General features: G+C 38.4%; 27 protein-coding genes and 1 riboswitch. Of the genes, 12 read left to right on the forward strand and 15 right to left on the reverse strand.

Features of this window, described 5'->3' with window-relative positions; translation table 11 throughout:
- Positions 1–110: 110 nt before the first annotated feature.
- Positions 111–638 (forward strand): gamma carbonic anhydrase, encoded by a 528-nt coding sequence (locus tag E1I69_RS03175; RefSeq protein WP_136378217.1) that lies wholly within the window; start codon positions 111–113, stop codon positions 636–638.
- Positions 639–669: 31 nt separating this feature from the next.
- On the opposite strand, the gene metK is transcribed toward E1I69_RS03175, so the two are convergent.
- Positions 670–1,872, reverse strand: a complete 1,203-nt coding sequence (metK, locus tag E1I69_RS03180) for a methionine adenosyltransferase (RefSeq protein WP_136378180.1) — start codon at positions 1,870–1,872, stop codon at positions 670–672.
- Between the two features lie 259 nt (positions 1,873–2,131).
- Positions 2,132–2,295, reverse strand: a riboswitch (SAM riboswitch).
- Positions 2,296–2,552: 257 nt separating this feature from the next.
- On the opposite strand from metK, the gene pckA reads away from it, so the two are divergent.
- A complete protein-coding gene (gene pckA / locus E1I69_RS03185) occupies positions 2,553–4,142 on the forward strand; it encodes a phosphoenolpyruvate carboxykinase (ATP) (protein WP_136378181.1) in 1,590 nt (529 codons plus the stop codon).
- Between the two features lie 27 nt (positions 4,143–4,169).
- On the opposite strand, the gene E1I69_RS03190 is transcribed toward pckA, so the two are convergent.
- Positions 4,170–4,979: an alpha/beta hydrolase family protein gene (locus E1I69_RS03190; protein WP_136378182.1), complete on the reverse strand. Its 810-nt coding sequence runs from the start codon at positions 4,977–4,979 to the stop codon at positions 4,170–4,172.
- Positions 4,980–5,138: 159 nt separating this feature from the next.
- On the opposite strand from E1I69_RS03190, the gene E1I69_RS03195 reads away from it, so the two are divergent.
- Genes E1I69_RS03195 through E1I69_RS03205 form a run of 3 tightly spaced genes read left to right on the forward strand, consistent with a single transcriptional unit; the run spans position 5,139 to position 7,702 of the window.
- The gene (locus E1I69_RS03195; RefSeq protein ID WP_136378183.1) at positions 5,139–6,125 is read left to right on the forward strand and encodes an ABC transporter substrate-binding protein; all 987 of its coding nucleotides are present in this window, start codon (positions 5,139–5,141) and stop codon (positions 6,123–6,125) included.
- Positions 6,126–6,135: 10 nt separating this feature from the next.
- On the forward strand, positions 6,136–6,915 hold the full coding sequence (locus E1I69_RS03200) for an ABC transporter ATP-binding protein (protein ID WP_136378184.1): 780 nt from the start codon (positions 6,136–6,138) through the stop codon (positions 6,913–6,915).
- Positions 6,893–7,702 carry an ABC transporter permease gene (locus tag E1I69_RS03205; protein ID WP_136378185.1) on the forward strand — a complete coding sequence of 270 codons (810 nt, stop codon included), beginning with the start codon at positions 6,893–6,895 and terminating at the stop codon, positions 7,700–7,702. The genes E1I69_RS03200 and E1I69_RS03205 overlap by 23 nt, the downstream gene beginning before the upstream one ends.
- Positions 7,703–7,721: 19 nt before the next feature.
- On the opposite strand, the gene ytkD is transcribed toward E1I69_RS03205, so the two are convergent.
- On the reverse strand, positions 7,722–8,210 hold the full coding sequence (gene ytkD, locus E1I69_RS03210) for an RNA deprotection pyrophosphohydrolase (protein WP_136378218.1): 489 nt from the start codon (positions 8,208–8,210) through the stop codon (positions 7,722–7,724).
- A gap of 72 nt (positions 8,211–8,282) precedes the next feature.
- Positions 8,283–8,621: a hydrolase gene (locus E1I69_RS03215; RefSeq protein WP_136378186.1), complete on the reverse strand. Its 339-nt coding sequence runs from the start codon at positions 8,619–8,621 to the stop codon at positions 8,283–8,285.
- A gap of 178 nt (positions 8,622–8,799) precedes the next feature.
- On the opposite strand from E1I69_RS03215, the gene E1I69_RS03220 reads away from it, so the two are divergent.
- The gene (locus E1I69_RS03220) at positions 8,800–9,060 is read left to right on the forward strand and encodes a DUF6154 family protein (RefSeq protein WP_136378187.1); all 261 of its coding nucleotides are present in this window, start codon (positions 8,800–8,802) and stop codon (positions 9,058–9,060) included.
- 120 nt (positions 9,061–9,180) lie between these two features.
- Here the strand turns inward: E1I69_RS03220 and ltaE are convergent, their stop codons facing one another.
- Positions 9,181–10,197 (reverse strand): low-specificity L-threonine aldolase, encoded by a 1,017-nt coding sequence (ltaE, locus tag E1I69_RS03225; RefSeq protein ID WP_136378188.1) that lies wholly within the window; start codon positions 10,195–10,197, stop codon positions 9,181–9,183.
- Positions 10,198–10,272: 75 nt separating this feature from the next.
- Complete coding sequence (locus E1I69_RS03230; RefSeq protein ID WP_136378189.1) at positions 10,273–10,713, reverse strand: Dps family protein; 441 nt, start codon at positions 10,711–10,713, stop codon at positions 10,273–10,275.
- A 175-nt stretch (positions 10,714–10,888) separates the two neighbouring features.
- Between E1I69_RS03230 and ytzI the strand changes: the two genes are divergently transcribed.
- Together ytzI and E1I69_RS03240 are read left to right on the forward strand one after the other, a co-directional pair.
- Complete coding sequence (gene ytzI, locus E1I69_RS03235) at positions 10,889–11,053, forward strand: YtzI protein (RefSeq protein ID WP_136378190.1); 165 nt, start codon at positions 10,889–10,891, stop codon at positions 11,051–11,053.
- Positions 11,043–12,506, forward strand: coding sequence for an amidase family protein (locus E1I69_RS03240; protein WP_136378191.1), 1,464 nt, complete (start codon positions 11,043–11,045; stop codon positions 12,504–12,506). Before ytzI ends, E1I69_RS03240 begins: the two co-directional genes overlap by 11 nt.
- A 33-nt stretch (positions 12,507–12,539) precedes the next feature.
- Here the strand turns inward: E1I69_RS03240 and E1I69_RS03245 are convergent, their stop codons facing one another.
- Positions 12,540–13,013, reverse strand: coding sequence for an S-ribosylhomocysteine lyase (locus tag E1I69_RS03245; protein WP_116351847.1), 474 nt, complete (start codon positions 13,011–13,013; stop codon positions 12,540–12,542).
- A 153-nt stretch (positions 13,014–13,166) separates the two neighbouring features.
- Between E1I69_RS03245 and yidD the strand changes: the two genes are divergently transcribed.
- The gene (yidD, locus tag E1I69_RS03250) at positions 13,167–13,406 is read left to right on the forward strand and encodes a membrane protein insertion efficiency factor YidD (protein ID WP_136378192.1); all 240 of its coding nucleotides are present in this window, start codon (positions 13,167–13,169) and stop codon (positions 13,404–13,406) included.
- A gap of 17 nt (positions 13,407–13,423) precedes the next feature.
- On the opposite strand, the gene E1I69_RS03255 is transcribed toward yidD, so the two are convergent.
- Positions 13,424–14,188, reverse strand: a complete 765-nt coding sequence (locus tag E1I69_RS03255) for a FixH family protein (protein ID WP_136378193.1) — start codon at positions 14,186–14,188, stop codon at positions 13,424–13,426.
- 149 nt (positions 14,189–14,337) lie between these two features.
- The gene (locus tag E1I69_RS03260) at positions 14,338–14,898 is read right to left on the reverse strand and encodes a beta-class carbonic anhydrase (protein ID WP_136378194.1); all 561 of its coding nucleotides are present in this window, start codon (positions 14,896–14,898) and stop codon (positions 14,338–14,340) included.
- A 220-nt stretch (positions 14,899–15,118) separates the two neighbouring features.
- Between E1I69_RS03260 and E1I69_RS03265 the strand changes: the two genes are divergently transcribed.
- The 3 genes from E1I69_RS03265 (at position 15,119) to zupT (ending at position 17,323) form a co-directional block, all read left to right on the forward strand.
- Positions 15,119–16,039, forward strand: coding sequence for a metal ABC transporter substrate-binding protein (locus E1I69_RS03265; protein ID WP_136378195.1), 921 nt, complete (start codon positions 15,119–15,121; stop codon positions 16,037–16,039).
- Between the two features lie 95 nt (positions 16,040–16,134).
- Positions 16,135–16,290: a DUF1540 domain-containing protein gene (locus E1I69_RS03270; RefSeq protein WP_116351852.1), complete on the forward strand. Its 156-nt coding sequence runs from the start codon at positions 16,135–16,137 to the stop codon at positions 16,288–16,290.
- Positions 16,291–16,510: 220 nt separating this feature from the next.
- Positions 16,511–17,323 carry a zinc transporter ZupT gene (zupT, locus tag E1I69_RS03275; RefSeq protein WP_136378196.1) on the forward strand — a complete coding sequence of 271 codons (813 nt, stop codon included), beginning with the start codon at positions 16,511–16,513 and terminating at the stop codon, positions 17,321–17,323.
- 27 nt (positions 17,324–17,350) lie between these two features.
- Here the strand turns inward: zupT and menC are convergent, their stop codons facing one another.
- The 6 genes from menC to E1I69_RS03305 all read right to left on the reverse strand — a co-directional run bounded on the left by menC (position 17,351) and on the right by E1I69_RS03305 (position 25,052).
- Positions 17,351–18,457: an o-succinylbenzoate synthase gene (gene menC, locus E1I69_RS03280; RefSeq protein WP_207308498.1), complete on the reverse strand. Its 1,107-nt coding sequence runs from the start codon at positions 18,455–18,457 to the stop codon at positions 17,351–17,353.
- Entirely contained in the window at positions 18,453–19,931 is a 1,479-nt protein-coding gene (locus E1I69_RS03285) for an o-succinylbenzoate--CoA ligase (protein ID WP_136378198.1), read from the reverse strand. Before E1I69_RS03285 ends, menC begins: the two co-directional genes overlap by 5 nt.
- A 313-nt stretch (positions 19,932–20,244) precedes the next feature.
- Positions 20,245–21,066 (reverse strand): 1,4-dihydroxy-2-naphthoyl-CoA synthase, encoded by an 822-nt coding sequence (gene menB, locus E1I69_RS03290; protein ID WP_136378199.1) that lies wholly within the window; start codon positions 21,064–21,066, stop codon positions 20,245–20,247.
- 36 nt (positions 21,067–21,102) lie between these two features.
- Positions 21,103–21,918: a 2-succinyl-6-hydroxy-2,4-cyclohexadiene-1-carboxylate synthase gene (gene menH / locus E1I69_RS03295; RefSeq protein ID WP_136378200.1), complete on the reverse strand. Its 816-nt coding sequence runs from the start codon at positions 21,916–21,918 to the stop codon at positions 21,103–21,105.
- A 1-nt stretch (position 21,919) separates the two neighbouring features.
- Positions 21,920–23,668 (reverse strand): 2-succinyl-5-enolpyruvyl-6-hydroxy-3-cyclohexene-1-carboxylic-acid synthase, encoded by a 1,749-nt coding sequence (gene menD, locus E1I69_RS03300; protein ID WP_136378201.1) that lies wholly within the window; start codon positions 23,666–23,668, stop codon positions 21,920–21,922.
- Positions 23,661–25,052: an isochorismate synthase gene (locus tag E1I69_RS03305; RefSeq protein ID WP_136378219.1), complete on the reverse strand. Its 1,392-nt coding sequence runs from the start codon at positions 25,050–25,052 to the stop codon at positions 23,661–23,663. Before E1I69_RS03305 ends, menD begins: the two co-directional genes overlap by 8 nt.
- Between the last annotated feature and the right edge of the window lie 57 nt (positions 25,053–25,109).

Here is a 25,109-nt window from a genome sequence, read left to right on the forward strand (position 1 = left end):
TTTTAGATAAACCGAATATATGTTGATTTACGATACTTGTGAAAGTTGATACACTTACCTTAAATGATATTTCAGCGAATATCAAACAATTAAGAGAGGATGTATCTGTTATGATTTATCCATACAAAGGGAAATATCCTGAAATAGCGGAATCTTCATTCATTGCGGACTATGCCACAGTTACCGGGGACGTTAAAATCGGTGAGGAAACAAATATATGGTTTAATACCGTGATTCGAGGTGACGTAGCCCCAACAGTTATCGGAAAAAGAGTAAGCATCCAGGACAATTCTACCTTACATCAAAGCCCCAATAATCCCTTAATCGTTGAAGATGATGTCACAATTGGACATCAGGTTATCCTACATAGCTCAATCATTCGTAAAAATGCTCTAATTGGGATGGGATCGATTATCCTCGATGGTGCTGAAATTGGTGAAGGTGCTTTTATTGGTGCTGGAAGCCTCGTTCCACAAGGTAAAAAAATCCCGCCCAACACTCTTGCCTTTGGAAGACCCGCTAAGGTGATTCGTGAACTAAACGAAGACGATAAACAAGATATGGCTAGAATTCGCCGTGAATATGTTGAAAAAGGACAGCATTATAAACAAGTACAAAAAGAAAGACGCAGTAACTAAAAAGCTCGCCAAATTAGCGAGCTTTTCTCTCTTATTTTGCAGAAGCTTGTGTTTTAAGAGTTTCCGCTTTATCCGTACGCTCCCATGGTAAATCAAGATCGTTTCTACCAAAGTGACCATATGCGGCAGTTTGTTTATAAATTGGACGACGAAGATCCAACATTTTAATAATACCGGCTGGGCGTAAATCAAAATTATTACGCACCAACTCTACAAGAACATCCTCAGATACTGTTCCTGTTCCGAAAGTATCAACAGCAATAGAAACTGGCTGAGCAACACCGATTGCGTATGCAAGCTGAACTTCACATTTATCAGCTAATCCAGCTGCAACGAGGTTTTTCGCAACATAACGTGCAGCATATGCAGCAGAACGGTCTACCTTAGTTGGATCCTTACCTGAGAATGCACCACCGCCATGGCGTGCATAACCACCATACGTATCAACAATTATTTTACGACCTGTTAAACCAGCATCCCCTTGAGGACCACCGATTACAAATCGACCAGTTGGATTAATAAAGTATTTTGTATTTTCATCAATGAGTTCACTAGGAACAACTGGATTGATTACATGTTCTTTAAGATTTCGCTGAATTTGTTCTAATGAAATTTCCGGATGATGCTGTGTTGAAATGACAATTGTGTCGATACGGACAGGATTGTTATTCTCATCATACTCTACTGTTACCTGAGTCTTTCCATCGGGACGTAAGTACGGAAGAATCTCATCCTTACGAACTTTCGTTAAACGGCGTGATAGCTTATGAGCTAACGAAATTGGTAAAGGCATTAACTCCTTTGTTTCATTACATGCATAACCAAACATTAAGCCTTGGTCCCCTGCACCTATTGCTTCAATTTGCTCGTCTGTCATTTGACCTTCACGTGCCTCTAAAGCTTGGTCAACCCCCATTGCAATGTCTGGAGACTGCTCATCAATTGATGTTAAGACCGCACAGGTTGCATAGTCAAATCCGTATTTAGCGCGAGTATAACCAATCTCTTTAATCGTTTCACGGACAATCTTTGGGATATCTACATATGTAGAGGTTGTAATTTCTCCCGCAACAAGTACAAGACCTGTTGTAACAGAAGTTTCACACGCTACGCGTGCATTTGCATCATTTGCTAAGATGGCATCTAAAATAGAATCTGAAATTTGGTCACAGATTTTATCTGGATGTCCTTCCGTAACAGACTCAGAAGTAAATAAACGGCGTCTAGTTGTCACAAACGCTTCCTCCTTTTCGGATTCAGAATCAAGTCATACTCAAATTCTGACAATCATTGATACGGTACTCATTCCCTTAGTATTGTTACCTTCACGACTTTCTATCCTATATTAATAACCATAAATACAGCATAAAAATAGACTAGTTATCTGTGGTAAACACATATAAACGCTTTAAGTAACATAGTTCTCATTAAAGAAATAAAAAACCTTCCCTACTTTTTTTGAGGAAAGGTATTATCATTTTTCTCGCCTTTCACTCTTATCGATCAAGGACATACCTTGCTCAGGTTAGCACCTTATCACTTTTATCATGGAGACCTACATTTATGTATAGGATTCACAAAAATACGCTTGATATGTAAAAAAGTGATGGTTGCCGGGTTTCATCGGGCCTGTCCCTCCGCCAGCTCGGGATAAGAGAGTATCCGTTCAATGAATTATCATAACGTAGTCATCCTTTTCAGTCAACAAAAATTCCGAAAAAAACACTATTGAAATGTGTCAACTTTTTTCTCAAGAACAGACATACATCCAAACACATGAACTATTTTTGAATCTGTACGCACTTTTTAAAGATATGTTACGTAAAATACGTAAATAGTATAGACTATTTTATTCAATGTGTTATACTAATTGTAAATTTTGATTATATAAAAAAAGGTAAAGGATGGTTTTACATGAATTCAGTTGAAGTTTCAAATGAGCAGCTATTAGCATTAGTGAATGGAAAAAACGCGCATCATAACCTATCTGTTCCTATTTTAGTTGAAAAAGTACTCACTAGACAAGAAGGAATCCTTACTTCGACTGGGGCTGTATGTGCAACAACTGGGAAATATACAGGAAGATCACCAGAGGACAAATACATCGTAGAAGAAGCGTCTACGAAAGATAGAATTGACTGGGGCAAGGTAAATAAGCCAATTTCTGAAACTGTATTTGAAAACCTTTACACAAAGGTACTTTCATATTTGAAAGAAAAAGATGAAATTTTTGTATTCAATGGGTATGCAGGTGCTGATAAAAAAGTACGTATGCCAATCCAAGTAATAAACGAATATGCATGGCATAATCTTTTTTCCCAACAATTGTTCGTTCGACCAACTGAAGAAGACTTAAAAACACATCAAGCTGAATTCACAGTTATCAGTGCACCAAATTTCAAGGCAGACCCTGAAGTCGATGGTACTCGTTCTGAAACCTTTATCATTATTTCCTTTGAAAGGCGAACAGTTTTAATTGGAGGAACGGAGTATGCAGGTGAAATTAAAAAATCAATTTTCTCAGTGATGAACTATGTATTACCTGAACAAAACATCCTTTCCATGCACTGCTCGGCCAATGTTGGTCAAGAAGGGGACGTCGCGCTATTCTTTGGTCTATCCGGAACAGGGAAGACAACTCTTTCTGCAGATCCAAATCGTCGTCTTATTGGTGATGACGAGCATGGTTGGTCTAGCTCAGGAGTCTTTAATATTGAAGGTGGCTGCTATGCAAAATGCATCAATCTTTCTCGTGAGAAGGAACCACAAATTTTTGATGCAATTCGTTTTGGCTCAGTGTTGGAAAATGTGGTTGTTGATGATGAATCAAGAATAGCTGATTATGATGACAATTCATTGACGGAAAATACAAGAGCTGCCTACCAAATCGACAATATCGATAATATTATTGTACCGAGCATTGCAGGACACCCAAATACAATTGTATTTCTAACAGCAGATGCTTTCGGTGTGCTTCCTCCAATAAGTAAGCTAACAAAAGAACAAGCCATGTACCATTTCCTAAGTGGCTACACAAGCAAGCTAGCAGGCACAGAGCGCGGAGTTACTGCACCAGAGGCAACATTCTCAACTTGCTTTGGATCTCCTTTCCTTCCACTTGCTGCAACTGAGTATGCTGAGATGCTTGGAAGAAAAATTGACGAGCACAATGTTCAGGTATTTTTAGTGAATACTGGGTGGACTGGTGGAGAGTATGGAGTAGGAAGTCGTATGAAGCTCTCCTATACACGTGCAATGGTTCAAGCAGCATTAGAAGGTGAACTGACTCATGCGGAAACCGTGAAAAATGATATTTTCGGTTTAGAAATTCCGATCCATATTCCAGGTGTTCCTGATGATGTACTACAGCCTGCAAAAACATGGGCAGACCAAAGTACGTACTATGTGAAAGCAAAAGAGTTAGCAGTAAAGTTCAAAGAAAACTTTAAAAAGTTCCCTAATGTTTCAAAGGAAATTGAATTATTGGGTGGACCTAGAATCTAATTTCAATATTTAAAAGCTCGAGGAAAATCACCCCTCGAGCTTTTCGGTTTTGGGCTCCCTCGTTTTCATCCATTCTGTTAATCTCCACACCGTTTCCCTATTTTCATGCGGCGGAAAATAATGATCGTATTGAGGGAAATACCAGCTTTCTACCTGTTTTCCGAGCTCTCTTACTCTTTTTTCAAGTCGATATGCGTGTTCAACAGAAACATTTTCATCTTTTTCACCATGAATAATAAGCAATGGCGCTTCAAGTTTCTCAATTTCATATAAGGGGGTTCTCCACTTGTATCGATCTGGATATTTAGTTGGAGTTCCTCCAATGACCCGCTTCATCATTCTCCGCATATCGGTACGCTCCACATACGTTAAGCTTAAATCACTTACGCCTCCCCATGAAACAACCGAACAAATTTGTGGCTGATGGATTGCCGTTAATAGAGCCATCACTCCCCCGCGAGAGAAACCAAAAACATGTATTCGCGTTGGATTCACTTTTTCATGTTCCTCCAACACTTTAACCGCAGAGAAAGCATCGTATCGATCATGTCCGGCGAAATCCTCGTTGCCCTCTCCCCCTTGATTTCCACGATAAAAGGGCGCCATCACCACAAAGCCTTGTGAGGCAAATTGAATAATCCGACCAATTCGTACCTTTCCAACATTTTTTATCCCACCACGCAAATACAAAAAACCGTCATACACCCCTTCTTCCTTCGGTTCAGCAAGATACCCTTTTATTTTCAATCCTTTGCTCAAATATGTAATTAAATAAAGATTAATTTTAGGGTTAGGAGACGGAAATCTCTGCTTTTCGACTATTGTGCCATCCGCCATTTTTATCCATCCTCTCTATCTCATTATTTCAGAAAAAAATTTATAAAATCCTCCTTACAAAAAAGGAAAAATAGGCATTCACACATTTTTATCACGTTTCATAATCTATCTTAGATATTACTTATGCAGACAGATCAACTGTCAAGGAGGAATGAATACATGCGTCGTTTTTTTGCTAGCCTTATTGGATTACTGCTTATTATTCCATTAGCCGCTTGTAATAATGACCAGGTTCAAAAAATCCGAATTGCTGAGGTAACGCGTTCTGTGTTTTACGCACCTCAGTATGTAGCCATTACAGAAGGATTTTTTGAAGAAGAAGGCTTAGAAATTGAATTAACAACCGTACCAGGTGGAGATAAAACCATGACTGCTTTAATCTCTGGCGGTGCTGATGTTGCCTTAGTTGGTTCAGAAACATCTATTTATGTGGAAGCACAGGGATCCACCGATCCTGTTATTAACTTTGCAGCTCTTACACAAACGGACGGTACGTTTTTAATGGCAAGAGAAGATATTGAAAATTTTAGCTGGGACCAACTTAAAGATAGTACATTCCTTGGTCAACGTAAAGGCGGAATGCCACAAATGGTTGGGGAATTTGTTCTAAAGAAGCACGATATTGACCCGCATGGAGATTTGAATCTCATTCAAAACATCGATTTCGCCAATATTTCTAGTGCATATGCATCAGGTACAGGCGACTTTGTCCAATTATTTGAACCAACTGCTAGTTTGTTCGAAAAAGAAGGCCGTGGCTATATTGTGGCTTCTTTCGGCGAACAATCTGGAAAGGTACCCTATACAACATTTATGACAAAGCAAAGCTTTATTGATGAAAATAGCGATGCTGTTGAAAAATTCACACGCGCAGTCTACAAAGCGCAGCAATGGGTTGATTCACATAGTCCAGAAGAAATTGCAAAATCCGTGCAAGAATTCTTTCCAGATACACCTATTGATTTAATCACATCCTCTATTGAACGTTATAAGAACCAAGGCTCTTACGCAACAAACCCTGTCCTGTCAGAAGAAGCTTGGAATAATCTGCAGGACATCATGGATGAGGCTGGTGAATTACCGAAAAGAATTGATTACACCACACTTGTTAACACAAGTATTGCTGAAAAAGTAATTTCCAAATAGGAGTGTTACTATGAACTTTTTGTCAGTAAAAGATCTACACCATGTTTATTTTACAAAGGATTCTACAACGACCGCACTCGAAAACATTTCACTCACAATCGAGGAAGGGGAGTTCATCTCCCTCCTCGGACCTAGTGGGTGTGGTAAAACAACATTACTCTCCATTATAGCTGGATTATTAAAACCAACCTATGGAGAGGTTTTGATAGAAGGAAAGACGATTGAAAAGGCAAAGTCTGACATTGGGTATATGCTACAGCAGGATTACTTGTTTCCGTGGAAGACGATTGAGGAGAATATTCTTGTAGGTCTTCAAATCATGTATCAAGAAACCGAACAATCCAGAAAAAACACATTAGCATTACTTGATGAAATTGGGTTACAAGGGGTTGAAAAAGCGTATCCCAATCAGCTTTCTGGTGGAATGAGACAAAGAGCTGCTTTGGTTCGTACGTTAGCAACAAATCCAAAAATACTCCTACTTGATGAACCATTCTCCGCATTAGACTTTCAAACGAAGCTAAAATTAGAAGATCTCGTTTCTGATACACTCAAGGAATATCGCAAAACAGCCGTCCTTGTCACACATGATATCGGAGAAGCCATTGCGATGAGTGACCGAATTTATCTCCTGTCGAAAAGTCCAGGGAAAATTGCAAGAGTATTTGATATCCCAGAAAACTTACGGAATGAGACTCCATTCGATGCAAGACAGCACCCAGAGTATTCGAACATTTTTCAGCAAATATGGGAGGAGTTAGATCAACTTGAAACAAAATCTCAACATTAAAGAACTCCATCATCATTACTTACAGAACATAAAAAAAGAGAAAAAAGTGGTTCGTTTTTATCAAATTCTCATTTTTCTCGTCTTTTTCGGTATATGGGAGATTGCGAGTCGATATCATTGGATTGACCCTTTAATCTTTAGTCGCCCTTCTAAAATTTGGACTCTCTTTTTAGAAAAAATGAATGATGGAACATTGTTTAATAACCTTGCAGTAACATTATTTGAAACCGTTCTTGGGTTTATTTTAGGAACCCTCTTAGGAGCTTTGATTGCAGCGATCTTATGGTGGTCTGAACGTCTATCTAATATTCTTGACCCCTATTTAGTTGTTCTTAATGCCATGCCAAAGGTTGCACTTGGTCCTATCTTAATTGTGGCATTAGGAACTGGATATATCTCAATTATTGCGATGGGAGCCATTATTTCCATCATTATCACCACGATTGTCGTCTACACGTCGTTTAAAGAAGTGGATTATAACTATATTAAAGTCTTGTTAACGTTTGGAGCGAATCGAAAGCAAATTTTCCGCAATGTCATCCTTCCCTCTTCCTTTCCAGCGATAATCTCTACATTAAAGGTGAATGTCGGATTATCTTGGGTTGGAGTCATCGTTGGGGAATTCCTCGTTTCAAAGCAAGGCTTAGGCTATCTCATTATCTATGGATTCCAGGTGTTCAATTTCACATTAATCTTCCTAAGCTTATTATTAATCGCAATCTGTGCGACACTTATGTACCAAGGCGTCGAGTACCTTGAAAAAAAATTAATTAAGGATTCAAAATAAAAGCTCTTCTAGTTGATTGCTAGAGAGCTTTCTTCGTTTTTATGTAGTTTTCTACATAGTCCAGGCTATGCGGGAGAACATCATCCTTCATGATAAAGCTATAGCGGCGATCAAACTTCACCGTATCCAAAGGAATTTCCTTTAACAGAACAGGACCTTTTGTTTCAAAGTAATCCTGCTTCTCAAGAAGCCTTTCAATTTCAGCAAAATAAATATTTTTAATAATCGTTTTTCCTTTACCAATGACCTTATATTGCCCGATATATGCAAGTTCTGAAACCTCTGCTCCTGTCTCTTCCATTACCTCTCGTAAAGCAGCAGCATCCGCAGTTTCCCCTTCTTCTACCTTACCACCTGGAAATTCAAGTCCTCGTTCGGAATGGTCAGTTAGTAGCCAATGGCCATCATAACGACAAATGACCCATACATGTTTAGGGTGAGTGGAAAAAGGATCTGGTGTAAACGATAAATTCACTTCATTATGATACATATCATGAAAAACAATCATTTGTTTAGTCTCCATTATTGTTGGTTTTTTATTATGATAACATAAAAACAAGCCGCTTCATGTAGAAGTGGCTTAATCAATTGTTCGTAAAACATCCAGGATTCCTTCCGATTCAATGAAATTCTTTGCTTCTTGGTCTCCCAGTTGGTAGATGATTTGATACACCTGAAGCAGATTAGAGTCATATTTGTCATTAGATGAATCATAATGATATTCAACAAAAGGCACATGTGCACGTAAAAAGTTTTCAACCTCATTGGAATAGTTACCATCAAAAAGGTTTCTCAACTGACGAACTTCTTCGTCGGTTGCTTCAATTTTATACTCCCATGTAGAACCAGACTTTACTTGAGAAATTTCTCCACTTCCAACAGAGATATAATAGGTTTTCCTTGGCTGTTGTTCCAACATGTTCACTCCTAACAATGTCATTCCGTTATTTTAGCTTTTTCCTCTGGTATAAAAAATATGCACTTGGCGCAAAACTGTTTTCTTGCCTATTTTCAATACATGAGTATCTTTTGGTACGTTCCCCCATATACTAATTTCCAAGAAAACCTGTAAAAATAAAGATAAAGGGGAAACACATATGAAAATCATTGATGAAGTTTATGAAATGTATCGAAATAAATTAACGGGTGACGAAGAAGATGCAGACATCATTGCTTTCTCCGTACTTGAACAATTTGCGCGTGAAGATTTGATTGACCTTTTAAGTGATTTAACCGACCAGGAATTGCGTAATTTAGTCGGTTTTTATATGATTGAGAACCTAAAAGCAAAAATGGCCCGTGATGGAATCGGCCAGTCGAAGATGATGACCGTGGATGAACTGAGGAATATTCATTAGGTTGGGTCTATCGACGATAATTTAATTCTATCGGCGTTACTTTGTTTCTATCAACATTAGCTTTAATCTCATCAAAAAAAGGATTGTCTGCTAACGAGCAATCCTTTAAAGTAATCGGTATTAAAGTTTACCAACAATCTGTATAGCTTTTTCAATTGTCTCTCGATCCACATCATAATGAGTTGTAAATCGCACAAGTTTAGGTCCAAATGTTGAAACTAATACGCCATGTTCTTTTAATAGTGCAGCAAACTGGCTTGAGGTTAATCCTCTCTCACTTACTTCCACTAAAATAATATTCGTATCAACCTGGTTAACAACGTTCAAACCGCTAATATTTCCGAGTCCTTGCGCTAAAAACGTAGCATTCTCGTGATCAACTGCAAGACGGTCAACCATTGTCCGAAGTGCTACTAGTCCCGGTGCCGCAATAATCCCAACCTGTCTTAAGCCACCACCAAGGCGTTTCCTCCACTTCCTTGCTTGGTTTATAAAGTCCCCACTTCCTGCAATGATCGAGCCAACTGGGGCACCTAATCCTTTCGACAAACAAAATTGCACGGAGTCCGTATATTGAGCAATATCCTTTACAGGACACCCAAGTGCAACCGCTGCATTAAATAAACGTGCACCGTCTAAATGGACAGGAATCTGGTTTGCCGATGCAATTTCATAGATGGCTTTCATATTTTCAAGTGGAATGACTGCCCCACCCGCTCTGTTATGTGTATTTTCAATACAAATCAAACCGGTTTCAGGGTTATGTACATCCTCTTCTTGAATGGCCGCCTCAACTTCAGCAGGATCCATTGCTCCTCTTTTTCCTTTAATCGCTCTTGGTTGAACACCTGCAAATGCAGAAATAGCTGCACCTTCGTAATTAAGAATATGTGAATCCTGTTCTACAATAATTTCATTTCCTCTTCTTGTGTGAGTTAAAACCGCAATTTGATTCCCTTGGGTCCCACTTGTTACAAACATAGCGGCGTCTTTCCCAAGCATTTCTGCAGCTGTTTGCTCAAGCTCCTTCACAGTCGGATCTTCCTGATAAACATCGTCACCAACCTCAGCTTCATACGCTGCTTTTCTCATTTCGGCTGTTGGTTTTGTTACGGTATCACTTCGCAAATCGATCATATTTTCTCCTCCCCTATATAATTAAAAATAATACAAAACCCTTCTTTCGACAAGAAAGAAGGGCCATGATATTTCTTATTTTCCTAAGAAGGATTGAAGCATCCAAATATGTTTTTCAAGTTCTTTGTGAATCGCAAGCAGCATGTCACCTGTTGTTTCATCATCCACATCTGCAGCTACCTTCATACCTTCCTTTAACTCTCCTGTTAGAATGGAAAAATCATTTGAAATGTTCGCTACCATTTCTTCAGCAGTTTCATTTCCGTTTGCTTCCTGAATGGAAGATAATTCAAGAATTTCCTTCATAGTTGCAACAGGTTGTCCACTGATTGCAAGAAGTCGTTCTGCTAATTCGTCTATGTGAACAGCAGCCTCATTATATAACTCTTCAAATTTTACATGTAGCGTAAAGAATTGAGGGCCCTTTACATACCAATGGTAATTATGTAGCTTCGTGTATAGAACACTCCAGTTTGCCACTTGCTTATTTACGATTTCGATTAATTGTGTTTTCATAAAATCTCCTCCTTATTTGTTAACATACCCCCTTTATATCATGGTGAAACATAAATTTTTCGATTGTTTTTTTGCAGATGACAACCTTTTACTTTTTTTGAATGAATATCAATACCTTCCACCTCTGTACCATGTTAAAATGAAAGGAGAAAAATAGAGGGGGTTGCTATGTAGCATGCTTGCAATTTTAATTGTTTCAATCATTATTGTGCTAGTAGTCTTATTTTTAGCTGTTAGCACAACTTCAAAAGCATATCAGTACAAGCATACAGTCGATGACTTAGAAGAGAATCCACATTTAAATCATTATGAAAATGAGGAGAATTCAGATGGAAAATAAAATCCTTCAAGACTTAGCTAATGATTGGTTAATTGAGGCTACAATTGATTCCATTCAAGAAAAGTATGAAAAAGAAGAGCTTACTGCCAAACAATTGGTGCTCATGTATTTACATAGAATTTCAAGCTATGACTCAAAGTTAAAGTCAATTATTGAGATTAACCCAGATGCCCTTCATCTTGCAATGATGTTGGATGCTGAACGAAAGGAAAAAGGTCCCCGTGGCCCGCTTCATGGAATTCCTGTTTTACTTAAAGATAATCTTGATACAAATGATAAGATGCACACATCTGCCGGATCGCTTGCCTTAGCAGAGTCATATGCACCAGAGGATTCACATGTTACTTATCTATTAAGAGAAGCTGGAGCAATCATACTTGGAAAAACGAATATGACGGAATGGGCGAACTTTATGACGGAAGGAATGCCTAGTGGCTATAGTTCACGCGGCGGTCAAACATTAAACCCTTATGGGCCAGGTACATTTGACGTTGGCGGTTCTAGCGCGGGTTCAGGTTCAGCCATTGCCGCAAACTTTGCAGTTGTAGCCATTGGTACTGAAACATCAGGCTCCATATTAAGTCCGTCTAGTCAAAACTCACTTGTTGGCATTAAGCCTACAGTAGGATTAGTAAGTCGTTCTGGGATTATTCCAATTGCCCATACACAGGATACAGCAGGTCCAATGGCTCGCACAGTAAAAGATGCTGCTTACCTTTTATCTGCCATTGCTGAAGTAGACGAACGTGACCCAATTACTTATACAAGTAGAGTGCTGCCTTCTACTGATTTCACAGAATATTTAGATGCTAATGGTTTAAAAGGTGCACGGATTGGTATTGCAAGAGACGTATATTTTGACTACCTTAGCGAAGAAAAACGGACAGTTATGAAAGAAGCTGTTAAGAAGCTTGAAGAACTTGGGGCAATTGTCATAGATGATATAAAAATTCCATCTAGCAAGAATAAGTGGAGCTACGATGTGTTAACCTACGAATTTAAGGTTGACCTCAACAATTATTTACGTCGATTAGACCCTTCCGTAAAAGTTCGGAATTTAGCTGACCTTATCAAATATAACATAGAAAATGAAGAAAAAATGCTAAAATACGGTCAAGTGATTTTAGAAGAGGCAGAAAATACGAGTGGAACTTTGACAGAAAAAGAGTATCTTGAGGCACTAGAAAACGATCAATACCATTCAACGGATAATGGAATTGATTACGTACTAAACGAGCATCAATTGGATGCAATTGTATTTCCAAATAATGTTGGGGCTGGAATCCCAGCAAAAGCTGGTTATCCATCGGTTACCGTTCCTGCGGGGTATACACTTGAAGGCGAACCAGTCGGAATTACGTTCACCGGAACTGCATATTCCGAAAGCACATTGATTAAATTGGCCTATTCATTTGAGCAAGGGACGAAATATCGTATTCCACCTAAACTTTAAAACCTCAGCCACTTTGGCTGAGGTCTTTTTTTATTATCCGAAAACTTTATGAAGGTCTTCTTTTGATTGTGATAACCAGAAACGCATAAGGCGTTTTGCACCTTCTAAGTCATGAAGTTTTGCTTGACCACATTGAGTTTCATTAGCTGCTGGAATTTCTGTGATTTCTAATGCACTTTGCATCGTTGCTTCAAGTAGATCAATGATTTCGGAAACAGTAGGCTCCCCGCTTACCACTAAGTAATAGCCTGTTTGGCAACCCATTGGAGAAATATCAATAATATCAAAATGATCATATTTCTCACAATGCTCACGAAGATTAAAAGCTAATAAATGTTCAAGTGTATGAATAACGTCTGGCTTCATTGCTTGTTTATTTGGCTGACAAAAACGAATATCAAATTTATTTACGACTCCATCTGTCCCCACTTTATGGACACCACAGTGTCTTACATATGGTGCTTTTACAGCATTATGGTCTAATTCAAAGCTTTCTACTGATGGCATTCTCTTCCACTCCCTCATTTTAATCTATATCTATCATAACGCTAATTCCGATTTTTTTCATCTGTTTAAATAGAATTAGACGTATAAGATGCTTTTATCTATTACATATAGTATAGTATAAATACAAAAAAACGATAAGGGAAGTAGAAAAAATTGCTTCAAGCGTTATTTATAGGAATCATTCGGACCTATCAAAAATTTATATCTCCGCTAAAACCACCAACCTGTCGTTTTTATCCGACATGTTCACAATATGGACTTGAAGCAATCAAGCGCTTTGGTGCAATTAAAGGTGGCTGGTTAACCATAAAACGATTATTAAAATGTCATCCCCTTCATCCAGGTGGAATTGATTTTGTTCCAGAAAAAAAGGAAGGTAAGCATCATCATTGATGCTAGCCTTCCTTTCATTATTTAACATTTGTTGCTTTTTCAAGATGTTCGTGGATTTCTCCCTTTTCAACATGTACTTGAATATTGTAATTACCAGTTTCTGCAAATGTATAATCAGACTGATAAACGCCAGCTTTTATTTCGTTTGCATCTATAAAATCATGTTTTTCTGCGCCTGTCTTCCAAACCTCAAACCGAACCCTTGCTTCAGTCAATGGGGTTCCTGTTTGTTCAAAGGATACTTCCAATGTAGAAGCTTCCCCTTTGGAATACTCAGCTTCTAACGGAAAATCGATTGTAACATCGCCACTACCGTGATGATTCTCACCTTCATGATGATCACGGTTTTCTGTTGCTTTATCTGCTGGCTCTTCGCTAACATCAGGATTGCCGATAACGACTTCAACCTTTGGCATTGTATGCATGCTCCTAGCCGTTACGTGGGCAGTGACAAAATAAACACCTTCCGTATCAAACGTTTTAACAGCCGTATATTCTCCGCCAGAAGTGTGTTCCCCATCTACAAATTCGCTATCTTCACTACCTTTTTGAACAATTTCGAATCGAACTTCATCTGCATCCTCCACCTTATCTTCTCCCTGTGTTACAAATGCATGGAGGGTTACATCATCTCCCGGATTGATTTTTTCAGGATCCATTTTAACATCAACTGCAATAGGAGTTAACTCATCCGTATTCGTATTATTCGTTTCCGTTTCATTATTACACCCTGCAAGCGTTATAATTGCAGTTATAAAAAGAAATAAGAACTTTTTTCTCATAACCTTCACCTCATCTACATGGTACAACAAAAGCCTATTTATTCCTGTGTCTGTTTTATGACATTAATCTTGCTATTACCCATGTTAACCAATATTAGCAATTGTTTAACCTATAAATTTAAAAAGAGGTCAAATCCATGACCCCATTCTTACTTGTATCCATTAAGAACGACATCCAGTTTACCTGTCTCTGGATTAATAACGAGACCGTGAACAGGCACGTCTTTTGGAAGAAGGGGATGGTTTTCAACCATTTCAACACTATGTCGGACGCTCTCCTCTACACTGCTGAAACCTTGAAACCATTCTTCAAGATCAATTCCGGAATATTTTAAAGTATCAATTCTTGCATGAGTAACTCCACGATCTTTAATTTTATGTAAAATCGAATCGGCATCTAGTGCACTCATACCGCAATCATGGTGGCCAACAATGCAAATTTCGTCTGCATTTAAATCATAAACCGCAACCAAGATACTTCTCATTACACTTCCGAACGGATGTGAAACAACTGCTCCAGCAACCTTTAGTATTTTCACATCCCCATTTTTCATATTCATTGCTTTTGGTAAAAGCTCAATAAGTCGAGTATCCATACATGTAACGATAACCATTCTTTTATTTGGAAGCTTTGTGGTTTGGTATTTTTCATATTCCTTTGATTCAACAAATGTTTTGTTGAACTCTAAAATACTATCCAATTGAGACATTTGATCACCTTTTTCTTTTATTTCATTTTATTTTATCAAAAACCAGTCTTTATTAATAACTTTTTATGCAGTTGGTCAATTAATTTCTACGTAGTCCGAGATACTAAAAAGAGATATTGAGTATCAGAAAAAGTTTCTAGTTCTCAAATCGTAATAATTACGATATAATATGAAAGGATTTAAAACAAAGACCTTTTAGAGAATTGAGAGGAGACAATTCATGAAAAAAATAAGCGGATATTTTGTGCTCCTTTTATTAATCAGCATCCTTTCGGCTTGCGGAGCAGATGAAACAAATAAAGAAGGTAAACTAACAGTTTATACGACTGTATTTCCTCTAACAGATTTCACACAAAAAATTGGTGGTGAAGATGTTTTAGTAAAAAGTGTATACCCACCAGGAGCAGATGCTCATTCATTTGAGCCAACTCCAAGAGATATGACGAAAATCGCGAGTGCAGATGCATTTATATATACAGGTGTTGGAGTAGAAGCCTTTGTTGAAACTGCCCAAAAAACACTTAATAACGAAAATGTTGCATTAATTGAAGCAGGTGCTGGGATTGAGTTTTTACACTCGGAGGGTGATGAACATCATAGTGATGAGCACAATCATGGTAATATCGACCCACATATTTGGTTAGATCCTATTTATTCTATTCAAATGGCCGAGAATATTAAAAATGCTCTATCCGATATTGATCCCTCAGATAAGGATGTATACGAACAAAACTTTAAAGAATTAAAGGTACAATTAGAAGCCTTAAATACAGATTTCAAGGAAGTTACAAGTTCTGCTAAACAAAAAGAAATTTTAGTTGCACATTCTGCCTATGGCTATTGGGAAGAACGCTATGGGATCAAGCAAATTAGTATCACTGGGTACTCCCCAACAAATGAACCATCACAAAAAGAACTCAAAAATATTATTGATGAAGTAAAAGAGCACAATCTTAAATATATTCTATTCGAACAAAATATATCGTCAAAGATTGCCGAAACGGTTCAAAAAGAAACGGGTACAGAAAGCCTAACCCTTCACAATTTAGAAGCCATAACGGAACAAGAAATCGAAAGCAACGAAGATTATTTTAGCTTAATGAGGCAAAATCTTAATACCTTAACAAAAGCACTAAATTAACTACCTCCCTTGGGATATGTTGCTTGTTATCCACTCTCTGGAGATGGAGAAAATAAAGGATGCTAGACCATATTCCATGAAAGAGGTGTAGTAAAATGGCACAAGACGTATTATGCGAAGTTAAGAATTGTCATTATTGGGCAAACGGGAATAAATGTAGTGCCGATGCGATCTATGTTGTGAGTCACACCGGTAAAACCGCATCAGAACAAACAGAAACCGACTGTAAAACCTTCGTTCCTGAAGGTTAACTATAAAGACTAGTCTAAGGCAGCTGATTACTCAGCTGTCTTTTTTTAATCCTTGAACGTCAAGTTTGCATATCCTAATGAACATGTCGAATTTTTTGAAATAAAATAATTGACAAAATAGAGATTTGAACATATGATACTTTTAAAAGTTGCACAAAGGAAACATTTATTCATTCGGACAAAAAACATTAAAAATAACAGCTTGAGAGGAGAATAAGCGATGTATGAGAATTTATTACTCGCTTTTGGCTTAACCTTATTTGCTGGTCTTGCAACCGGTATCGGTAGTTTAATATCCCTGTTCACGTCAAGAACCAATACAAAATTTCTATCCCTGACACTCGGTTTCTCAGCAGGGGTCATGATTTATGTATCCATGATTGAAATCTTCTTCAAAGCAAAAGTTGCCTTAACCTCAGAATTAGGTGATCAATTGGGAAATTGGATGACAGTGATCGGCTTCTTTGGGGGAATGCTCTTAATTGCGGTAATTGATAAATTTGTACCAGCAAGCAGCAATCCCCATGAGGTCAAAAAAGTGGAGGATATGAATCTCACCTCTTCAGAAATTGAAGAAGCAGCATTATTAAAAATGGGAACCTTCACCGCACTCGCAATCGGGATTCATAATTTTCCCGAAGGCATTGCCACCTTTACATCTGCACTCCAAGACCCAGGCCTTGGAATCGCCATTGCAGTTGCTGTAGCGATTCATAATATACCAGAGGGCATCGCTGTTGCCGTACCTGTCTATTTTGCTACAGGGGATAAAAAAAGAGCCTTTAAGCTCTCTTTCCTTTCTGGTTTAGCAGAACCTATTGGGGCCATTGTAGCGTTCTTAATTTTAATGCCATTTTTAAATGACGTGATGTTTGGAATGATTTTTGCCGCTGTGGCAGGAATTATGGTGTTTATTTCACTGGATGAATTACTTCCAGCATCAAAACGTTATGACAGTGGACACTTATCGATATACGGTTTAATAGCAGGCATGGCTGTAATGGCCTTAAGTTTACTATTGTTTATCCAATAATTAAAAAATGTGCATTGCCGATCCACTCTATAATCCCATTACTAATTTCTGTTTGGTTATTTGTTGAATCCATTCGCGGTCAACTTGATATCCAATTCCAGGACTATGTGGCACGGCAATGCAACCATTTTCAACTATTACTTCCGGAAGAATGACATCCTTTTTCCAATATCTTGAGGTTGCTGATATATCTCCAGGAATCGAAAAATTAGGAAGACTTGCTAAAGCAATATTATGGGCTCTGGAAATGCCAGTCTCAAGCATTCCTCCACACCACACAGGGATATTATGTGTTTTACAAACATCATGAATTCTTTTAGCCACAGTGATACCACCGACGCGCCCGATTTTAATATTGAGGACCTGACAACTCCCCATTTCAATTGCCTTTCTTGCATCCTCAGCTGACGTAATACTTTCATCTAAACAAATCGGTGTTGATAGTTCTCTCTGCAATTTTGCATGGTCAAAAATATCATCTTCCGCTAGTGGCTGTTCAATCATCATTAAACGAAACTCATCTAATGCTTGAAGCTGATTAATATCTTTTAATGTATAAGCAGAATTAGCATCCACCATTAATGGTAAGGTTGGAAACTCATGTCTAATTTGTTTGAGTAAGTCATAATCCTGTCCCGGCTTGATTTTTATTTTGATACGCTTATAGCCCGATTTCACATACTCCTCCATTTTACGCAAAACCTGGTCGATAGAATCAATGCTCACGACTACTCCTGAATCAATAAAGTCTTTCGTACCACCCAATGCCTTAGAAAGTGAGATTCCTTGCTTTTTTGAAAATAAATCCCATATCGCCATATCAAGACTAGCCTTAGCCATGTTGTTACGTTTCACAAAGTGAAAGCTATCATGTAGCTGTTCTGGGTGTTGGTACTCTTCTTTTCCCATTTTTGGCACTAGATAATCCTCAAGCATATGCCAGCATGTTTTTATCGTCTCTTCGGTATACCATGGGGATGAAAAAGCAACCACCTCTCCCCAACCCACAGCACCATCAACATCCTCTATTTCAACGAGAATACTCTCTCTTTTGTCAACCTTTCCCATGCTTGTTACAAATGGCGAAAGGAGGTTTTGTTCAATGAGATGAAGCGTGGTTTTTTTTACCTTAATCATTGTTTTCATCCTTTAATAACTCAATTAATTTTCGGCGCAAGAGTTTATTTGAAGCATTTCTTGGAAGGCGATCGACGAAATAGATTGATTTTGGAACCTTGAAACGTGCTAAATTTTCATAACAAAAGGCAATAATCTCAGCTTCAGTTATATGGCTTCCTTCCTCTTTTCTAACAAAAGCAGCTGGCACCTGACCCCACTTTGCATCTTCAATCCCTGTCACCCCTGCTTCCAAAATCTTGGGGTGTGCCAATAAAACAGCTTCAAGTTCAGCAGGATAAATATTTTCTCCCCCTGAAATGATTAAATCGGAGCGGCGATCCATCACAAAGAGAAAGCCTTCGTCATCCAAATATCCAATATCACCCGTATAAAGCCATCCATCAACAATGGACGTCTTTGTTGCATCGATTCGATTTAAATAGCCTTTCGTTACACTTGGTCCTTTTACAACAATTTCGCCTATTTCATTAGGTTTTGCGGGTTTTCCCTCTTTTTCAATTTTGATTTGTACCGGAAAAAGTGGTTTTCCAGCAGAGCCAAGTTTTGAAATACTGTACTCTGGAGCTAGTGTAACAACTTGTGAAGCTGTTTCAGTCATCCCATAGGTTTGGAAAACAGGAATATTATGTGCCATACACTTTTCTAATAAAGGTTTCGGCGCTGGCCCTCCTCCAAGAAGCATACATCTAAAACTGTCCGGATACTTTTCATCTCCCAATTCAGCTAGCATTCGTGAAAGCATGACACTTACAATAGACATGATGGTAACACCTTGGTTCATAATCGCAGCATTCGCCTTTTTGGGGTCAAAGCCTTCATGAATGACTGCAGGTATTCCATAAATCACACTTCTATACAAAATCGATAATCCACTAATATGAAACATAGGAACAGCAAGTAACCAGCAGTCATCCTGGTGCAACCCTAGATTCAAACTAGAACCTACTGCACTCCACCAATGATTTCCGTATGTATGGATTACTCCTTTTGGTCGACCAGTCGTCCCTGATGTATACATAATGGTATCAGCTTGATCCAACGAGAAGTATTCCTGGATATGGCATTCCTTTTCGGGGAATTGTTCCATTTCCTTCACCAGAACCTTTTCGATATCGATCTCATTTACTTTTTCGATTAAGGCATCTTCAGTTAGCATCATTTTCGTACCAGAGTCGGTTAATTGAAATCCTAACTCATTGCTTGTAAGCTTACTATTTAAGAGCACCGTTACCGCACCAATATATTTTAATGCGTGGATGACCTCAACCATCTCCACACTATTCTTCATGAGGACGGAAACAACATCCCCCTTATGAATACCGGCAAATGTTAATTGGTTTGCTTTCCTTACCACATTTTTATGTAAAGTGATAAATGAGATTTCTTCATATTCAGTTTTAATGGCTATTCGATTGGGTGTTAAAAATGCACGTTGCTTAAGCCAATTTGGTATCTCTGTAGATTTCATCTTTGTTAAGTCTCCTCTTAATCAAATGCGCCAAGGCGTATTTGCGCCCGATTTTTAGGCCCACAGGAAGTGGGTCATAAAGACGTTGCCACAGGATGTGGCGTTTTTAGTCTTTAATCTTACTTCTCGAAAATTACCTTTAATAAATCGTGGCATCCGCCGGAGGCCGAACTTTATTCAGCCAAGTTTTGAACGCCTACTTAATAATAGTTACTCTTATTATTTCATCCCCACATCTTATAAAATTAGCTGAATAAAGTTTAAAATGCAAAAACAGCTTGATGAAGTTTTCATCAAGCTGAAAAATGAACGATTAAGGGAAACGAGGGAATTGTTTAAAGTCTGGCATACGCTTTTCTTTAAACGCGTCACGGCCTTCCTTTGCTTCATCTGTTGTGTAATACAGAAGTGTCGCATCGCCAGCCATTTGTTGAAGCCCAGCTAAACCGTCTGTATCAGCATTCATTGCTGCTTTCAAGAAACGAAGTGCTGTTGGGCTCTTTTCAAGAATTTCTTCACACCACTTTATTGTTTCTTCTTCAAGCTGCTCTAAAGGAACAACTGTATTAACAAGACCCATATCCAATGCTTCTTGAGCATTATATTGACGACAAAGGAACCAAATTTCACGTGCCTTTTTATGACCAATGATGCGGGCAAGATAACCTGAACCATAACCAGCATCAAAGCTTCCAACCTTTGGTCCTGTTTGTCCAAAAATAGCATTATCTGCGGCAATTGTTAAGTCACATACAACATGTAACACATGTCCACCACCAATTGCATAGCCTGAAACCATTGCAATAACTGGCTTTGGAATAACCCGGATTAGTCGTTGTAAATCAAGAACATTTAATCGTGGAATTTGGTCATCTCCAACATACCCACCATGTCCTCTTACCTTTTGATCTCCACCAGAACAGAACGCTTCATCTCCTGCACCGGCAAGTACGATTACACCAATGTTTGAATCATCTCTTGCATAGGCAAAAGCATCAATCATTTCTGCTACTGTTTTTGGAGTAAATGCGTTCCTAACATGCGGACGGTTAATTGTAATTTTCGCAATGCCATTGTATGTTTCATATAAGATTTCATCATAGTTACGTTCTGCAACCCATTCAACTGAAGCCATTAGCTTGTCCTCCTTTTATGTATGTATATTTGATCATTATGAAAAATGATCAGAAACAAACTCAATTATTATTTTACCAAAAAAATACGGTTGTTCCACATGAATTGCATGTCCCGCTTCCACTATTTTTTCCACTCTTGCATTTTGCATGCTTAAGCCCATCTCTTCCGCAATCGTACAAAACTTTTGATCAAGTTCTCCACACAGTAATAATGTTGGGCATTTAACTTTAGTCAAACGATCCCAGTAAGAAGGTTGGGCACCGGTCCCCATTCCTCTCAAGCTGTTTGCTAGCCCGACAGGATTGTTTTCTAGACGTTGATGACGAATTTCTAACTGTTTATCCTTCGATAGTGCTTTTTGTGTAGAAAACAATGAAATGTTCTCCCAATAATCAACAAAATCAACCATTCCCTCTTGTTCTATACGAGTCGCTAACTGTTCATCCGACTTTCTTCGGGCAGCTCTTTCTTCATTTGTCTTTAACCCTGGTGAGCTACTCTCTAAGATAAGGCTGGCAACTCTGGTTGGATAAATAATGGCTGTCGCCAAAGCCAATCTTCCTCCCATCGAATATCCAACAATATGTGCGCTTGGAATCTCCAATATATCTAATATATGAATGATATCACGAGCAACTTTTTCAATTTGATATCTTGTAAAGTCATCTGGAGAATCTGTTTTACCATGTCCCATAATATCGATTAGCACACATTGAAATTGTTGTTTCAGGATATCAACTGTTTGATTCCAAGTCGTCATACTGCCTGTAAAACCATGAAGTAAAACAATCGGCACACCTTCACCGATTACTTTCACATGATAGGTAGATCCATTAGAAGAAATATACATTTTATTGGTTCCTTTTGAGTGCTTCGTTTATTTCCTGGGAAACATTATTCCACATTTTTCGATGAATCATGACATTCTCGTGGCGATCTGTTTTTACCTCTACAACATGTAATCCTTTTTCTTCAAAAGAAGTAGTGATCGCTGTACGGAACTCTGTCCAATCCTTAATACTTGTAAATTTTCCACCATACAATTTAACGGCATGTTCATACTCTAGACCAATTGGTGTCCCAAAAAGGGTCTCAAAATGCTTTTCTTCTTGGGATTGTGGTAAGAAAGAAAAAATACCGCCACCGTCATTGTTAATTAAAACAATCGTAATATTTAAGTGGTGATGTTTTGCGGCCAATAATCCATTTAGATCATGATAGAGTGAGAGATCACCTATGACTAAAACGGTATGTTCATTTTGTGAGCTGATGCCCATCGCAGTTGAAACTAGACCGTCGATACCGTTGGCACCTCGGTTACCTAACACATGGATTGACTTTTCATTGTTTAAAAAGAATGTATCAAGATCACGTATAGGCATACTATTTCCAACAAATAAGGTAGAACCCGTTGGGAGAATTTCTTGAAGTTCAGTAAATACTTTCCCTTCAAATAAAGTCTCTTCTTTATGTACCTTTTTTACATTTTCTTTTACAAGATTGTTGACTTTGAGCCAATCTTTCACCCAACTAGAATCTCTTTGTTTCTCTGTTCGGCTAATGATCATCTCACAAAATTCAATTTCATCACAATAAACCATATCTGTTGCTGATAAGGTAGGATCTCTCCATCCTCCATCCCCATCTACAATGATTTGAGTTGTATTCTTATATTTTTGGATATATTGAAGAAGTGCTTTTGAGACTGGCATTGCACCGAATCGAATAATGATTTCTGGTGAGAATGTTTCTCGGAATTCTTCATCACGTAAAAAAGCATCGTACCCGTCTACTATATATGATGTCGGATGTTCACCACTTCTTAGTTGTGATAATGGGTCAGCGAGAACTGGAAACTGAAGTATTTCTGCTAAACTTGCAACAGCATAGCCAAACTCTTCATCATAATGTGAACCACAAACAATAATCCCTTTCTTTTTGCTGCTAACTAGTTCACTAAAATACTGAGCCTGTTCTTCATCCATTTTCGGTTTTCCAACGACAACATTCACGTTTTTACGTTGGGACTCATTTGTTCTCCATAGGTTTTCTAAACCTAAGTTCGGTACAAGCGGTTCACGGAAAGGAAAATTCAAATGGACAGGTCCTGCCGGTGCAGATAGTGCTGTTCCTGCAGCTCTACCAGCCATTGTACGTGCATATGATAGCATTTGTTCTGACTCTTCCGGTAGGGCCATTTCGACAAACCATTTCGCATGATTTCCGTATAATTGATTTTGATTGATAGCTTGTGGTGCTCCTACATCTCGTAATTCATGTGGTCGGTCTGCTGTCAAAACAATAAGTGGAACCCTGGAATAATAGGCCTCTACAATTGCTGGGAAAAAATTCGCTGCAGCCGTACCGGACGTACATAAAATCGCAACAGGTTTCTTCGTTGCTTTAGCCACACCGAGCGCATAAAACGCTGAAGAGCGTTCATCAATATTAATGGTAACTTTCATGTCAGGATGTTCTGCCATTAAAATCGCCATCGGAGTAGAGCGTGAGCCAGGGCTTACAACAGCCTCGGTAACCCCCACTCGTACTAATTCATCAACAAATGATGCCACATACCGAGTTAATGCTTGATTATTCATTATATAAGCCTCCTAATGCAGATAGCATCGGTCTAAACTTAATCATCGTTTCTGTATATTCACTTTCTGGTTGGGAATCTCCTACGATCCCACAACCAGCAAACAAGGATGCATTGTTACCATTTAATAAACCCGAACGTATGGCAACTGCAAATTCCCCATTATCATTTGTATCAAACCAACCTACAGGGCTCCCATACCAACCACGATCAAGAATTTCAAGTTCACGAATAATTTCAAATGCCTTTTGTTTAGGTTGACCACCTAAAGCTGGTGTTGGGTGTAATCGATTCACAACCGTTAGCAATGATACATCATCTTTAGCTACACCTTTTACAGGTGTGTATAGATGCTGGATATCGCGCATTTTTAAAATACCTGGATGTGTTGGTGACGTAATACTTGAACAGGACTCTTTCATCGCATTTTTAATCATTTGAACAACGACATCATGTTCATGCAGATTTTTAGGGTCGTGTAATAGTTCATTTTCTAATTGCTTGTCCTCTGACGGCGTTTTTCCACGGCGGATAGAGCCAGCGAGACAAGTAGTTAAGAATTCCTCTCCTTTTTTCTTAATTAGACGTTCAGGAGATGCTCCGATAAAGCATGAATTTTTATATTCAATTGCGAATAAATAACTCATCGGCTGCTCTTCTTTTAGACGCGCCAACACTGCGTCAGCTTCAATCGGTTCGTCAAAATGCAGCTTAATTTCTCTTGCTAATACAACCTTTTCAACCTCACCGTTCTGTACCTTTTTGGTTGCGTTTCGAACTGAATCCATCCATTCCTGTGGCTGAACTTCCTCTTTTGTAAATGAATGGTTCTTTTGATATTTATAATTTTCCTTAAGCAGTACTTCCAATTGCTCCAAGTCGGATCCACCAAAAGTAGTCCCGTTCGGTTCACAAATAATATTCGTCGTTAAATAAGTACTACCTTTATAATAGGAGAGCATGATAACAGGCAAGACAAATTTCGCGTCATCAAAATAATCCCAAAGCTCTGTTCTCTTTTTTAATGGATCAAATGAAAACCCTCCCATTAAAATAGGACCAGTAGAATAAGGTGCAAAATCATCAACAATGATTGAATGCTGAACGAGTCTTTTCCACTGTTTTTCAATAGCCTCAAAACGTTCCGTAGACTCGTTATCACTAATTGTATAGGCTTCCCCCAGTCCAACGATGATTGTATCATTTGTAGGATTTGACCAGAAAGAACGCGTTTCAAAAGGTGTCCTTTTTCCAGCAGCAAAGAACAATAGGGGGTCTATGTTCTTCATTTCTTTAACCTGACTTATCAGAACAGGCCTAGAAAGCTCTTTGGAACGGTTTATACCTTTCTTTATGTAATCACTCAAACCTTTTTGTTGTATCATGACCAACTTTTATCCCCCCGAAATAGATTCCATCAATTTTATATAGAAATAACAGAT

This window comes from Bacillus timonensis (assembly GCF_004799755.1).
GTDB lineage: Bacteria > Bacillota > Bacilli > Bacillales > Bacillaceae_L > Ferdinandcohnia > Ferdinandcohnia timonensis_A.